The organism is Collinsella aerofaciens (genome assembly GCF_015546965.1).
Lineage (GTDB): Bacteria > Actinomycetota > Coriobacteriia > Coriobacteriales > Coriobacteriaceae > Collinsella > Collinsella aerofaciens_X.
Genome location: NZ_JADMUF010000007.1, coordinates 45,750 through 58,703, shown reverse-complemented (window position 1 = coordinate 58,703; position 12,954 = coordinate 45,750). Strand labels below are relative to the sequence as shown.

Genomic DNA, 12,954 nt, shown 5'->3' with positions numbered 1-12,954 from the left:
CCGCGTGGTTGGAATGGGCCGGCCACGCGGCCCTCACATATACAGGGGGTACTGTAAATGTTCTACACGCTAACCGCTAACCCGGCTGTCGACATGACGGTTTCGAGCTCTCCGCTCGAGCCCGATGAGAACGTCCGCACCGGCTCGGCCAGCTACACGGCTAACGGCAAGGGCCTCGACGTGTCCTTCGCCTTTAAGAAGATGGGCGTTGACACCGTCGCACTCGGCTTCTTTGCTGGCTTCACGGGCAAGTTCATCGTCGAGGAGGTCATGAACCTGGGTTGCCTCTGCCGCCCGGTCTGGACCGACGGTATCACGCGCATTAACACCTACGTCAACGATGGCCAGCACGAGTACGGCATCCTGAACCCGGGTGCTCCGATCACGCCGCAGCACCAGGAGGAGCTCTACAACATTCTGGACACCGCGGGCGATCTCGAGTGCCTGATTGTTTCCGGCTCCGTGCCTCCCAAAGCTACGCCCGACTTCCTGGCTCAGGTCATGGAGCACGCTCAGGCTCGTGGCGCCGACGTCGTCCTGGACCTGTCCTCCGACAAGCTCAAGGAGCTCGCTCACAAGAAGCCGCTGCTCATCAAGCCGAACCATCACGAGATGAAGGCCATCTTCGGCGTGCCGGTCGACACCGACGACGAGGTCCGCGTTGCCATGAAGATGGCTCACGACGCTGGCGTTCAGAACGTGCTGCTCACCCGTGGTAGCCGCGGCGACGCTTACTTCTCCAACGGCGAGGACATCTGGTACGCCAAGCGTGAGTTCAACATCAAGCTGGTTTCTTCCGTCTGCGCCGGCGACTGCACCCTCGCTGCGTTCCTGCACAAGTGGTACAGGGATCGCGACAACGTCGAGGAGGCCATGAAGCTCGCTATGGCCACCGGCGCCAACGTTGCTGAGTCCGTCGGCATCGGCGACTTCGGTCACGTCGACGAGTACAGCAAGCGCGTTGCTGTCCGCAAGCTCGATCGTCAGTAATCGAAACGCGACATATTCGTGCGCATGTGGCGCCCCGGTTTCGGCTGGGGCGCCTTTTTGTTCCGCCACGGGGGAGAGGTGTTCCGCCGTACTTCATCGCTTCCACACCGTTCACCGAGTTGTCCTAGCCTTTTACCGATGCGTGGAATATACTTTCATTAACACGTTGCTTCGTGAAAGGAACATTCATGATTTACACGCTCACTGCAAATCCCGCCATTGACTACAACATCGCCTGCGACGGTCTTGCTGCCAACACCGTCACGCGTACCCGCAACGCGGTCTACACGCCCAACGGCAAGGGCCTCAACGTCTCGTTTACGCTTGACCACTACGGCGTCGACACCACGATCCTGGGCTTTTTCGCCGGTTTCTCGGGCGAGTTTATCGTTAAGGGCGCCGAGGCCCTGGGCGTGCCCGTCAAGCCCGTGTGGACCGACGGCATTACGCGCGTCAATGTGTTCCTCAACGCCGGCCCCGACACCGAGTACAACATGGTCAACGCCGGTGCCGCCATCAACGAGGCCAACGAGCGGGAGATGTTTGAGCTCATCGATTCGCTCGATGACATGACCTGCCTGGTCATCAGCGGCTCGCTGCCTCCCAACACTTCCGAGGGCTTCTTGGCCGAGGTCCTGCGCCGCGTCAAGGCCAAGGGGGCCGAGTTCGTCCTCGACATCTCGAGCCATCAGCTGGCAGACCTCATTGCCATGGAGCCGCTGCTGATCAAGCCCAATGACGATGAGCTGCTCGACATCTTTGGCATTAAGGTGAGCGGTGGCGACGACGAGTCCGTCAAGGGCGCGATGGCCGAGCTGCACGCCAAGGGCGCCAAGAACGTGCTGCTGACCCTCGGTGGCGCCGGTGCGTACTTCTCCAACGGCGAGCATATCTGGTTTGCCAACCGCACCTTCGACGTCAAGCTGCTGTCGACCGTCTGCGCCGGCGATTCCTCGCTGGCCGCCTTCCTGTCCGTGTGGCACGACGCCCCCGAGCGTGTTGAGGATGCCTTGCGTCTTTCGATGGCCACCGGCGCCAACGTGGTCGAGTGCCCCGGTCTGGGCGATTTTGCCAAGGTGGACGAATATAAGAAGCACATCGAGGTTCGCCAGGTCTGCTAACCGCATCGTTACATCGTTGCCGAACACCCGCTTTGGATCTCCGAGGCGGGTGTTTTTTGCTCGCTGAACGTATGTGGCGTCTGCTGTCTCGTTTTATCTAATCGACGACGCGATTGCGTGTGCGCGCTTTCTCGTTTCTTGTTAGACTTCTTGAGAACTATCGATTAACGCTCACAAGTGCAGGAGGCCATAGGCATGTGCAATGTTTCGCTCAACGGTACTCAACCGTCCGATGCGTCCCTGCGCGTCCTGCGCGCGCTTGAGGCAGCTGGTCTTGAGGCTTGGTACGTGGGCGGTTGGGTGCGCGACGCCCTGATGGGTTGCCCCAGCCACGATGTTGATATGTGCTGTAGCGGCCTGTGGCAGGAGTCCAAGGCGGCGCTCGAGGCCGCTGGTATCGCGGTCGTGGAGTCGGGCATTAAATTTGGCGGCATCACGGCTATTTCCGATGGCGAGCGTATCGAGGTCACCACGTACCGTCTGGATGGCTTTTACACCGATGGTCGCCATCCCCAGAGTGTGGAACGTGCCGCCTCGCTTGAGGACGATCTGGCGCGCCGCGACTTTACCGTCAACGCTATGGCCTGGCATCCCGAGCGCGGGCTTGTCGACCGCTACGACGGCCAGGGTGACTTGGAGCGCAAGCTGATTCGCGCTGTCGGCGATCCCAAGCGTCGCTTTAACGAGGACGCCCTGCGCATGTTGCGTGCGGTGCGCTTTGCCTGCCGCCTGGACTTTATGATTGAGCCCGAGACTAAGCGCGCGCTTGCCGAGTGCGCGCCGCTGCTCGACGCCGTGGCGCGCGAGCGTGTGGGTATTGAGCTTGAGGGCATTCTTTCGACCGGTCATGGGGGAGACGCGATGCTGCGCTACCCCGAGCTCATCTGTGCCTCTGTGCCTGAGCTGGCAGCGGGTCGCGGCTTTGATCAGCGAAGTGTCTATCATGCGTTTAACGTTTACGAGCATATCGCCCGTGTGCTGACGGTGGCAGGGGAGCTCGCGCTGTGTGACGGCGTCGCGCCCTCGTCGAGCCTTATGTGGGCAGCGTTTTTGCACGATGTGTCCAAGCCCGAGTGCTTCACGGTCGATCACGCCGGCAGCGGACACTTCTACGGTCATCCCGAGCTCGGCGCCAAGAAAGCGCGCGTCATTATGGATCGCCTGGCGCTCTCGCACGACCTGGTGCGCGACGTGTGCCTGCTCATCAAATATCACGACAAGCCGCTGCGCCCAGAGCGCTCCTGCCTGCTCAATATGATGCGCGCGCTTTCGGGCGAGGGCGTCGACACGCCGCGTTTGATGGACGAGCTCATGGATCTTAAGCGTGCCGATACGCTCGGCAAGGCCCCGTCGTGCTTCTATTACGTAGAGACGATCGAGGAGATGCGCGCGATGGCGCACGAGCTACTGGAGGCGGGGGAGCCCTATACGCTCAAGATGCTCGCCATCAACGGCGGCGACCTGATCCACGCCGGTGTGAAGCCGGGACCCGAGCTAGGCCAGCTACTCAACGCCGCCTTCGATGCCGTGATCGAAGACAACATTCCCAACGAGCGCGAAGCTCTTTTGGTCCATCTCAACTTGAATTAGCTACCCAGTTTACCTGCGTGTTCCATAACCTGCCGACAATTTTTCGGCAATTTGGAATTTCTTCTTGCGCTGACGTTTTTTGTCCCGTAATATATTTCCTCGCAGCACGGCAGTGCAGATGTCATGTGGCCCGTTCGTCTAGCGGTTTAGGACGCCGCCCTCTCAAGGCGGAGATCACCAGTTCGAATCTGGTACGGGCTACCATTCTTTTCTGCTGAGGCTTATGGCCCGTTCGTCTAGCGGTTTAGGACGCCGCCCTCTCAAGGCGGAGATCACCAGTTCGAATCTGGTACGGGCTACCACGCATCTGATACCCGGTCTTCCCACGGAAGTCCGGGTTTTTTATTATCAAACAGCCGTCTGCAATTCCCGTTTGTACCAGAGCTTTGCGTTCTGCTTATGGCCCTTACGGGTACAATATCCAAGAAATTTTGACTGTTAGAAGGAGCCTCATGACGGAGTCCTCTCAGCATACGTTTAAGCCCCAGGTCGAGGTTGAGGCCTCGGGCGGCGATGACAATAAGAGCGCACGCCGCGGCGCCATCTTTATCGGCGTCGTGCTGGTGGGTTATATCGTCTATCTGGTGGTAACCGGGCAGATGGGGCAGTTCTGGGCCGCAATGTCGAGCGTCCAGGCGCCTTGGCTCTTTGTCGCGTGTCTTTGCATGTTCATGTATCTGTTCTTTGGCATTGTGGCCTATGCGATCGCTGTCTGGCTCGACCCCAATTCACCCGTCGGCATTCGCGACCTGATCTCGGTCGAGGCGAGTGGCATCTTCTTTGGCAACCTCACGCCTATGATGATGGGATCGACTCCCGCCCAGATCTACCGTCTGACCAAGGCGGGCCAAAATGTCGGCGAGGCTGGCGCCACGCAGTTCACACGCTTTATCGTGTACCAGTTTGGCCTCGTTGCCTGGGGCGCTATCCTACTGCTTGCTCGCATGCCGTTTTTTGCCGAGCGCTATGGCGACATGACGCTGCTGTGCGTCTTTAGCTTTGGTGGGCACTGCTGCATCTTGCTGGGCATCTTCGCCGTCGCGCTCATGCCTAAGACCGTCACGCGCGTTGTCCATTGCATCATCAATTGGCTTGAGCGCATTGGTGTCTCGGCCACTAAGATCGAGGGATGGCGCACGTTTGTCGATGGCGAGATCTACTCCTTCTCCGAGAAGTTCAAGCTTTCGGCCGGACATTTTTCTTCCATGCTGCTCACCGTGTTTATTACCATGCTGCAGCTCGCGTTTTTCTATCTGGTTCCGTATTTCCTGATGCTTGCCTTTGGCCACCACGAGGTCGACTTTTTTTCGGTCATGGCCGCGAGCGCCTTTGTCCAGTTGCTGAGCTCTGCGGTCCCCTTGCCCGGTGGTACCGGCGGTGCCGAGGGCGGCTTCGCACTGTTTCTGGGTCATTTCTTTGGGTCGGCTTCGACCGCCGGTTATCTGCTGTGGCGCCTCATTACGTTTATTGCGCCGACCATTTTGGCTGCGCCCCTGCTGGGACTTAAGAGCGCCCACAACGAGAGCATCCATGCGCGCTGGGATCGCGTGATGCGCAAGCTCGGCCGCACGCCTCAGATACCCTCTGTGGCCGCGAAGCCGCACCCCACGAATGCTGTTACCGTTGATCCCAAGAAGCACGCTCAGAAGGCTTCTGGGGCCGCTAAGCCGGCTCATAAAGCCTATGTGCGTCAGACAGGCGATGGTATTCGCGTATCTCCGTCGGCACTCAATAAGAAGAAGCATCCTAAGTCGCAGTAGGGCAGTCGTGCGTTCTTCATGACGCGGGGCATATTTGTGCCGTATGGGGGATAATCCTCTTACGTAGATTATCTCTCATCTGTTGATGAATGCTCGCATATCGAAGGGACACGCCCATGGCAACCAGCAAACCGCGTCTTGACCGCCGCATCGTTCGCAGCCGCAATGCCATCCTTTCTGCTTTCGAGCGCCTGCTCATGGAAAAGCCGCTGGCAGACATTACGGTGAGTGCCATCGCGCGCGAGGCCAATGTCGACCGCAAGACCTTTTACGTTCACTTTGGCACGGTTGACGGCCTGCTCGATGCCATTGCCGTCGATGTGGTGGAGATGATTGTCGACTCGGTCGAGAAAACGCTTGCTTCCATGGACGGTGACACCAACGAGCGCGCTCTTGGCGCGGCGGCGACCTTCTTTAAAACCGTTAACGAGGCGCTGTGCAACAACTTGGTGCTCAATCGTCAGTTGATCGAGAATATTCCGCTCGATGATTTCATGGCTCGTCTTCGTGCGCCGCTCGAACACGAGATTGCCGAGCGCGATCTGCTGCCCCAAGGTCTCAAGGACGAGATGTTCGACTACTATCTGGCGTTTTTGCTGTCGGGCATTATCGGTATCTATCGCACGTGGGCACTGTCTGACGGCTCGGTTCCTATCGAGCGTGTCTCTGAGGTCGCCAACGATCTGACTCTCAATGGTCTGTCGAGTCTGGAATCTCGCTTGGATTAGGCCTAGTTGGGCTCGTCGGCGTGGAAATACCTGTTCACGAGGTTCTCCGGCGCCTTGTAGACCTCGCCGACGTAGGAGCTGTAGCCTGAGGATCCCTAAAAGAAAGTCCAGTTTATCCTTCCCACTCCAATTTGGAATCCTCCGATGCGCCTTCGCACGCTCGCATGACCTCGATACCATGCGAGCGTGCGAACTCGACGAGCTCTGCGTTGCGGGCGTTTATGGTGCCGAAGGCGGCGGGGCACACGATAAGGCGCGCGCAGTGGACGAGGAGCTCTTTGGCGCGGGCTATGGTTTTATCCCCGATCGGCTCAAAGGCGCGCTCGGCCACGCATTCCGTCGCCAGGTCGCGCGCGAGCTCGCAGTCGATGTCCCCTTCGTGCAGAACGCCCGCGTAGAACGCCTTGCCCTGCCGGATGAGCTGGCGAAACACAGCTGACCCCGTACCTGCGCCGGCGATGACGAACGTGTGCGCATCGCCGTGCGGGCGCCCAATTTCCACGCTGCCGAAGCGCTCGTTGAAGGTGCCATGTTGAAGGCCGTAGAGCTCGCCAATCGTCTCGCGCGTGAATATGTCCTCGGGTGCGCCGGCGCTGAAGACCCGGCCGTCCTTCACGCAAATCACCTTGTCGGCGCTTTTCTGCGCGAGCTCGAGTTCGTGGATGGACATGATGACAGCCACATTCCGCGATTTCGCAAGGTGGCGAAGTATTCGCAGCAGGTCGATCTGGTAGCGGATATCGAGATACGACGTGGGCTCGTCGAGCACGAGCACACGCGGATCCTGCGCGATGGCGCGTGCGAGCATGACGCGCTGGCGTTGCCCGTCGCTTATCTGCATGAAGTCGCGCTCGGCGAGCTCTTCCACATGCGCGGTTTTCATGGCCTCATCGACCCGATTATGGTCGTCAGGCGTGAGTGTGCCCATTCGCCCGGTGTAGGGATGCCTTCCCGCCTCTACGATATCGCGGCAGGTGAGGAGCTCGGTCCGGGGGCGATCTGTCAGCATAACGGCAAGGTTCCTTGCGAACTCCGCCGTCTTCCATCGGGAAATCTCTCGCCCGTCGAGCTCGACCGCGCCGGCAAGCGGTGCCAGATGGCGTGTGATGGTTTTCAAGATGGTCGACTTGCCCGAGCCGTTCGGCCCGATGAGCGCCACGACGTCGCCCGCGCGAACCTCCAGATCGACGCCTTCGACTACGACCTTCTTGTCGTAGCCCGCCGACAGGTCGCTTATGCGGAAAAGCGGCGCTCCGTCAGTCTGCGTTTTGGGCCGCGGCACGAATTTCCCCATCTACCTCACCCGCTTCTTCAACATGAGTGCGATAACCGCCGGCGCGCCAAAGATAGCGGTGACGGCGCTAATGGAAAGCTCGACGGGAGAGAACAGTGTGCGCGCGATCAAATCGCAGCCCGCGCAGAAGATGGCGCCTCCCAAGAAGCACGCAGGAATCACGCGGATGGGCTTCGACGACTTCAGCGCCGACTTCACGAGATGTGGAACCGCGATGCCTACGAACGATACCGGACCAGCGAACGCGGTCACGCAGGCGGAGAGCATGCTCGCTAGTAAGACGAGCACCACGCGGAAGCGTGCGACGTTCACTCCGACGCTTTTCGCGTAGGCTTCTCCCAGCTGGAAGGCGGAAAGGGGCTTCGATATCGCGAATACGCATGCGCTCACGGTGATCACCACGACCGCGATGACCGCGACGTCGTCCCAGCTCGAACCCGAGAAGCTACCTAAAGACCAGTTGTGCAGGTTCACGATGGACTGGTCGTCGGCGAAGGCGATGAGAAAGTTCGTCGCCGCCGAGCAGATGTATCCCACCATGACGCCTGCCACGATGAGCATGGCCATGGAACTTATGCGCCGTGCGATGAGGAGCACGAAGCCGATGGTGATAAGCGAGCCCAGAAACGCTGCGGCCACCATGGCCGGCGAGGACATGGCCTGGTTCGCGCCCAGAAGTACGATCATCGTAAGCGCGACGACGAACTTTGCGCCCGAGGAGACGCCCAAGATGAACGGGTCGGCGATGGGGTTGTTAAAAAACGTTTGCAGCAGGAACCCGGAAAGCGAAAGTGCTCCGCCGAGAAGCACGGCTGAAAGCACGCGCGGAAGGCGAATCTCCCAGATGACCTGGCTTTCCATGGAATTGGCCGCGCCGCCCGAAAGGATGCCGGGGATGTGGTCTGCGGGCACGAGCACGCTCCCGATGCACAGGTTGGCCCCGACGAGCACGATGAGGGCAACAGCGAGCAGCGCCGTCACGACGCGACACCGCGCGGCGCGCCCCGATTCGTCGTATGCCATGGAAAGTCGGCTTCTCATGGCGCTAGCCGAGCTTTCTCAGATAATGGAAGTCGCTCGCGTCATCGCCGGTGAACGCCCCGTGCAGCTCGTCGATAATGTCGGCGGTAGAAGTCATCTGCTGGTACATGTCGGCGCTTGTGACCCAGACGTTGCCGTTCTTCACGGCTTTGAACTGCGACAATAGTGCGTTTTTGCCTACGAAGTCGTTCAAGGTGGCAACCGATTCGTCGATGGTGCCGTTGTAGACGATGATGTCGGCATCCTTCGCCGTCGCGTAGAAGCGCTCCATTTCGAGCGTTACTGACGAACCTGACGTCGACGCCGTCTGCGCGTCATCGAGCGCGTAGCTGCCGCCTGCAAGCTCGATCATCTGCGCCACGTAGTCGCCCGCCCGCCGCGTGACGGCGGCCCCGTTCGAGTTAATGTAGAAATACGCCACGGTTTTACCTGACGACGCGAGCCCCGACGTTTGCTCGACGCGGGCCTTCTGCTCGTTGAACAGGTGCGCGGCCTCGTCTTCCTTGTCGAACAGGACGCCGAAAAGCTTAATCCACTCGACGCGCCCGAGTGCTTCGGGCTCGCTCGACGACTGTTCGGTGAGCACGACGAGCCCGAGCTTCTGCAGCTTTTCCTTCACATCGGGCGTGTGGTTGATCATGGTGTTCTCGATGGCGAGCGTGCAGCCCGAGGCCGATATTCGCTCGTAGTCGGGCGCGCTGTACTTGCCGCCGTAGGCGATCGCCCCACTTTCGAGCGCACTTTTGAAGCCCGCGACCGAGCAATCGTCGGCCTTCGTGCCTGACATGATGATATTGTCGTTCGCATCGAGCGCGTCGACCAGGCACATCGTCGCCGACGACACGAGGTACACCTTGTCGGCGGGGCGCCTTATGACCGCGATGTCGGAGCTCAACCCATCAGGTACCTTCGCATCTTGCGGCACCACGAGGAAGCGCTCCCCGTTCGAAACGCAGATAAGCCGCAAGCCGCCTTCGAACTCGTCGACAGTGAAGTGCTTGGCGTATTCAAGCTGAAGCGCCCCCGTCGGCTCCCAGCCGCAGCCCAAATCGGCGTTGTGGAAGTCGGCCGCGGCGCTTGAAGCCGTTCCCGCGGGGGAACCGCCGCTTGCATCGTCGCTCGATTTCTCCTTCATGGTGGATGAGTCGAAGTGGAGCGTGTAGTCGATGGTGTGCGGCGTCGACATGGCGACGGTCTCGGCCGACACGGCTATGTCCTCGTCGAGCGTGACGGGTATCTCGAACGTGGAGTTGCCGCCGTCGTTTACGGGCGCGTAGTCCACGCCGTCGACGGTCATCTTGTCGTAGTTCGAACTCGACCAGGTGATGGTCGCGGTGTAGGAGTCGCCATCCTTCACAATTGTGGTTGGTGAGGCGATGCTTGCGCGCCCTGACCCGCCGGAAAGCGAGACGCTCACAGTGTATTCCTGAGAGCCCGCCGTGCCACCGGTCGCGTTCGGACTCGCACTGCACCCCGCGAAGGGAAGCGCGAGCAGGGCGACGAGAACGTAGGCGATCGCGCGCGCTGCGATGCTGCGGCGCTTCCTGTTTTCCCCCTTGGGAAGAATCGACCGCATGGCGTTACTTCAGTGCGTCGGCGCGCAGATCGACGCCAGCGGATTCGAATACGAGCGTGCGGTCGTACCACCGCTCCCTTCTAATGCTCCACGCGGCGCAGGCGGTGTCCTCGTCGAGCGCATCAACGGGCACGTCGTAGGTGTACTTGCCTTCCGCGTTTTCCACATAGGGGATGAAGTCGGCCTCGCTTGCGGCGGCAGCCTCGTCGCCCGTGCCCATGAAGAGCTTGCCGTAGCCCGTGCCGGAAAGTGTCATCACGCAGTGCATGGAGCCGTTTTCCACGATGAGCTGGGCGTCCACAATCCTGAACATGTTCGAGCTGGAATCTACAGTGATCGGATAGGTGCCGTCGGCCACTTTGTCGGCGGTGATGGGGGCAGTGCTTGCGCCCTCGGGCGCATCGGCCGCCTGTTCGGTCTTTTCCTGGGAATCGGCATCGCTTGTCTTTGCGTTGTCGATTGAATTGCCGCCGCAGCCGGCGAGCGAGAACGCGAAAAGCGCCGCCGACAGGGCGAAGGCGAGGGTTTTCTTCAACATGGAGGGGTTCCTTTCAATCGCTTCGACCGCCCGCGCCGTGCGGTGGGCGGGATGCGAATGCAACGGGCATGCGCCGTCAGTCGGGGAAGGCGCATGCCCGTTGCACGGGGACGCGACCGGCGCCCCCGTGCGCGGCGAGTTTACAGCTTGGCGATGGCGTCGTCCACGTGCGAGACGTAGATGTCGTCGACCGCGACGTTCTGTCCCAGACCCTGGAGCAGGCACGTCACTTCGAAGCCGGCGGCCACGAACTTCGCAGCCCAGCTGTCGGGGTCGGTCTCGTCTGCCATGTCGTTGTTCGCGTGGTCGCCCGCGACCACCATGAACGGCGCGAGCACGGCCTTCTTGTAGCCTGCGGCGCTCGCGGCGGCGATAACATCCTCGCAGGTCGGTTCAGCCTCGACGGTGCCGACGAAGAACTGCGTTAAGCCCTCGTTCTTAAACACTTCCTGCATCTTGGCATAGTCGGCGTTGGAATCGGCTTCGGTGCCGTGGCCCATGAGGCACAGCGCCGTCTTGCCGTCGTCGAAGGACGCCATGTTCTCCTTAATGGCTGCGGCCACCTTCTTGTAGTCGTCGTCGGAGGTGAGCAGCGGGTCGCCGAGCGAGATTTTGTCGAACTTGTCGGCGTACTTGTCGAGCTCGTCTTTCACGTCGGTGTATTCCAGGCCACCCATGAGATGCGTCGGCTGCACGACGATTTCCTTCACGCCGTCTTCCACGCAGCGGTCGAGCGCCTCGGTCATGTTGTCGATCGTGATGCCGTCGCGCTTCTTCAGCTTGTCGATGATGATCTGCGCGGTGAAGGCGCGGCGGATGTCGTAGTCCTGCCAGTACTTCTCGCGGATAGCGTCTTCGATGGCGCCGATGGTGATGTGGCGCGAGTCGTTGTAGCTCGTGCCGAAGCTCGTGACGAGGATGACCGGCTTCACGGCCTTCTCCTTTTCACTCGATTTCTCGGAACTCGCGGAGGTGTTGGAGCAGCCCGCGAGCGCGACTCCGGCGAGCGCGACGGCTCCGGTTGCTGCGGCGCCCATGAAGCCGCGGCGTGACATCTGGTCGGACATGGTTTTCCTTTCCTCGGTTTGCCGGTCCCCCGGCGACAGTTGCTTGTCGGCACAAGCGAAAGAAAAGCGCACCCCTCGGGGTTCACAAGGAGCTAACGCCACGGCGATGCCGTGAGGAAAAGGCGAAGCAGTCTGGCTTGGGGCGCGAGGCGGTTCGCCCGCGCGTCCTATACAGTAATGTCCCTTGCCCAGGATTCCCACCTGGTTCCCTCCGCAAGCCAGCGCGGGCTGTGCGGGCGCCGCGCCGGTCATTTCCTTTTATCCGATTGTCATATGCTCGTTGCCGAAACTTTTACTATCATAGTGGGCACTTGTGAACGTGTCAAAGCCAGGGCGGGCAGCATTGCGCCTCCTGCCTGCGTATTTGCGCCGATTGCCGCCGCATGCGCCGTGTTTTGTCCGCTGCGCGAATGGCGGCGTAAACGGTTGCGATGAGAAACGGGAAGGGAAGGCTCGGATGATTCATATCGTTGGCGCAGGCTCGGGCGCCGCCGACCTTATCACGCTGCGCGGGGCGCGCCTTCTGCGCGCGGCCGACGTGGTCGTTTGGGCGGGGAGCCTTGTGAACCCCGAGCTACTCGCCGAGTGCAAGGAATCCTGCGTCGTCTACGACAGCGCGCACATGACCTTGGAGGAAGTGCTCGACGTGATGTGCGCGGCAGATGCGCGGGGCGAGGAAGTGGTGCGCCTGCACACGGGCGACCCGTGCCTGTACGGCGCCATCCAGGAGCAGATGGACGCGCTCGACGCGCGCGGCGTGGACTACGAGGTGGTGCCCGGCGTGTCGAGCTTTTGCGGTGCCGCGGCGGCGCTTCGCCAGGAATACACGCTGCCGGGAATCAGCCAGTCGGTCGTGATCACGCGGCTTTCCGGACGTACCCCCATGCCCGCGGGCGAGGGCATACGCACCATGGCGGAAAGCGGCTCGACTATGGTCATCTTCCTGAGCTCGGGTATGCTCGCCGAGCTTTCCGCCGAGCTTTTGGCCGCGGGCCGCAGCTCCGACGAGCCGGCGGCGCTCGTGTACAAGGCGACCTGGCCTGAGGAGCGCGTGGTGCGCTGCACAGTGGGCACGCTCGCCGATGCGGGCGCGCGAGAGGGCATCGACCGCACGGCGCTCGTGGTGGTGGGCCGCGTGCTCGGAGCTCGCGGCGGGCTTGCGCACGACGGCGCGCAAGCGGAGTCGTACGAGCGCAGCAAGCTTTACGACCCTTCGTTTGCCACGGGATATCGGAAGGCGAGCAGCTAG

The 12,954-nt window shown here is 61.0% G+C and carries 11 protein-coding genes and 2 tRNA genes; 8 read left to right on the top strand and 5 right to left on the bottom strand.

The features are described from left to right. The first annotated feature begins 57 nt into the window (after positions 1–57). The 7 genes from I1M21_RS06100 to I1M21_RS06070 all read left to right on the top strand — a co-directional run bounded on the left by I1M21_RS06100 (position 58) and on the right by I1M21_RS06070 (position 6,189). Positions 58–990 carry a 1-phosphofructokinase family hexose kinase gene (locus I1M21_RS06100; RefSeq protein WP_006233969.1) on the top strand — a complete coding sequence of 311 codons (933 nt, stop codon included), beginning with the start codon at positions 58–60 and terminating at the stop codon, positions 988–990. 188 nt (positions 991–1,178) lie between these two features. Next, positions 1,179–2,111, top strand: coding sequence for a 1-phosphofructokinase family hexose kinase (locus I1M21_RS06095; protein ID WP_195192855.1), 933 nt, complete (start codon positions 1,179–1,181; stop codon positions 2,109–2,111). 195 nt (positions 2,112–2,306) lie between these two features. Further along, positions 2,307–3,701: a CCA tRNA nucleotidyltransferase gene (locus I1M21_RS06090; protein WP_195192854.1), complete on the top strand. Its 1,395-nt coding sequence runs from the start codon at positions 2,307–2,309 to the stop codon at positions 3,699–3,701. Between the two features lie 127 nt (positions 3,702–3,828). Further along, positions 3,829–3,905: transfer RNA gene (locus I1M21_RS06085), tRNA-Glu, on the top strand. A gap of 21 nt (positions 3,906–3,926) precedes the next feature. Further along, positions 3,927–4,003, top strand: a tRNA-Glu gene (locus I1M21_RS06080). Positions 4,004–4,153: 150 nt separating this feature from the next. Beyond that, on the top strand, positions 4,154–5,461 hold the full coding sequence (locus I1M21_RS06075) for a lysylphosphatidylglycerol synthase transmembrane domain-containing protein (RefSeq protein WP_195192853.1): 1,308 nt from the start codon (positions 4,154–4,156) through the stop codon (positions 5,459–5,461). Positions 5,462–5,577: 116 nt separating this feature from the next. Beyond that, positions 5,578–6,189 carry a TetR/AcrR family transcriptional regulator gene (locus tag I1M21_RS06070; RefSeq protein ID WP_157757975.1) on the top strand — a complete coding sequence of 204 codons (612 nt, stop codon included), beginning with the start codon at positions 5,578–5,580 and terminating at the stop codon, positions 6,187–6,189. A gap of 112 nt (positions 6,190–6,301) precedes the next feature. Here I1M21_RS06070 and I1M21_RS06065 read toward each other — a convergent pair whose 3' ends face one another. From I1M21_RS06065 to I1M21_RS06045, 5 genes are all read right to left on the bottom strand, one after another. Further along, positions 6,302–7,483 (bottom strand): ABC transporter ATP-binding protein, encoded by a 1,182-nt coding sequence (locus I1M21_RS06065; protein ID WP_229025646.1) that lies wholly within the window; start codon positions 7,481–7,483, stop codon positions 6,302–6,304. Further along, complete coding sequence (locus I1M21_RS06060; protein WP_195192852.1) at positions 7,484–8,506, bottom strand: FecCD family ABC transporter permease; 1,023 nt, start codon at positions 8,504–8,506, stop codon at positions 7,484–7,486. 22 nt (positions 8,507–8,528) lie between these two features. Further along, positions 8,529–10,100, bottom strand: a complete 1,572-nt coding sequence (locus I1M21_RS06055; RefSeq protein WP_195192851.1) for an ABC transporter substrate-binding protein — start codon at positions 10,098–10,100, stop codon at positions 8,529–8,531. Between the two features lie 4 nt (positions 10,101–10,104). Then, positions 10,105–10,638, bottom strand: coding sequence for a hypothetical protein (locus I1M21_RS06050; protein WP_195192850.1), 534 nt, complete (start codon positions 10,636–10,638; stop codon positions 10,105–10,107). Positions 10,639–10,778: 140 nt separating this feature from the next. Continuing rightward, on the bottom strand, positions 10,779–11,705 hold the full coding sequence (locus I1M21_RS06045; RefSeq protein ID WP_022094564.1) for a sirohydrochlorin cobaltochelatase: 927 nt from the start codon (positions 11,703–11,705) through the stop codon (positions 10,779–10,781). A 457-nt stretch (positions 11,706–12,162) separates the two neighbouring features. Here I1M21_RS06045 and cobM point away from each other — a divergent pair, with 457 nt between their 5' ends. Beyond that, positions 12,163–12,954, top strand: coding sequence for a precorrin-4 C(11)-methyltransferase (gene cobM, locus I1M21_RS06040; protein ID WP_195192849.1), 792 nt, complete (start codon positions 12,163–12,165; stop codon positions 12,952–12,954).

Excerpts from the sequence above, each read along its gene's own strand:
- I1M21_RS06075 (WP_195192853.1), top strand. The coding sequence starts at position 4,154 with ATGACGGAGTCCTCTCAGCATACGTTTAAGCCCCAGGTCGAGGTTGAG.
- I1M21_RS06060 (WP_195192852.1), bottom strand. The coding sequence starts at position 8,506 with ATGGCATACGACGAATCGGGGCGCGCCGCGCGGTGTCGCGTCGTGACG.
- cobM (WP_195192849.1), top strand. The coding sequence starts at position 12,163 with ATGATTCATATCGTTGGCGCAGGCTCGGGCGCCGCCGACCTTATCACG.
- I1M21_RS06070 (WP_157757975.1), top strand. The coding sequence starts at position 5,578 with ATGGCAACCAGCAAACCGCGTCTTGACCGCCGCATCGTTCGCAGCCGC.
- I1M21_RS06055 (WP_195192851.1), bottom strand. The coding sequence starts at position 10,100 with ATGCGGTCGATTCTTCCCAAGGGGGAAAACAGGAAGCGCCGCAGCATC.
- I1M21_RS06100 (WP_006233969.1), top strand. The coding sequence starts at position 58 with ATGTTCTACACGCTAACCGCTAACCCGGCTGTCGACATGACGGTTTCG.
- I1M21_RS06065 (WP_229025646.1), bottom strand. The coding sequence starts at position 7,483 with ATGGGGAAATTCGTGCCGCGGCCCAAAACGCAGACTGACGGAGCGCCG.
- I1M21_RS06050 (WP_195192850.1), bottom strand. The coding sequence starts at position 10,638 with ATGTTGAAGAAAACCCTCGCCTTCGCCCTGTCGGCGGCGCTTTTCGCG.
- I1M21_RS06090 (WP_195192854.1), top strand. The coding sequence starts at position 2,307 with ATGTGCAATGTTTCGCTCAACGGTACTCAACCGTCCGATGCGTCCCTG.
- I1M21_RS06095 (WP_195192855.1), top strand. The coding sequence starts at position 1,179 with ATGATTTACACGCTCACTGCAAATCCCGCCATTGACTACAACATCGCC.
- I1M21_RS06045 (WP_022094564.1), bottom strand. The coding sequence starts at position 11,705 with ATGTCCGACCAGATGTCACGCCGCGGCTTCATGGGCGCCGCAGCAACC.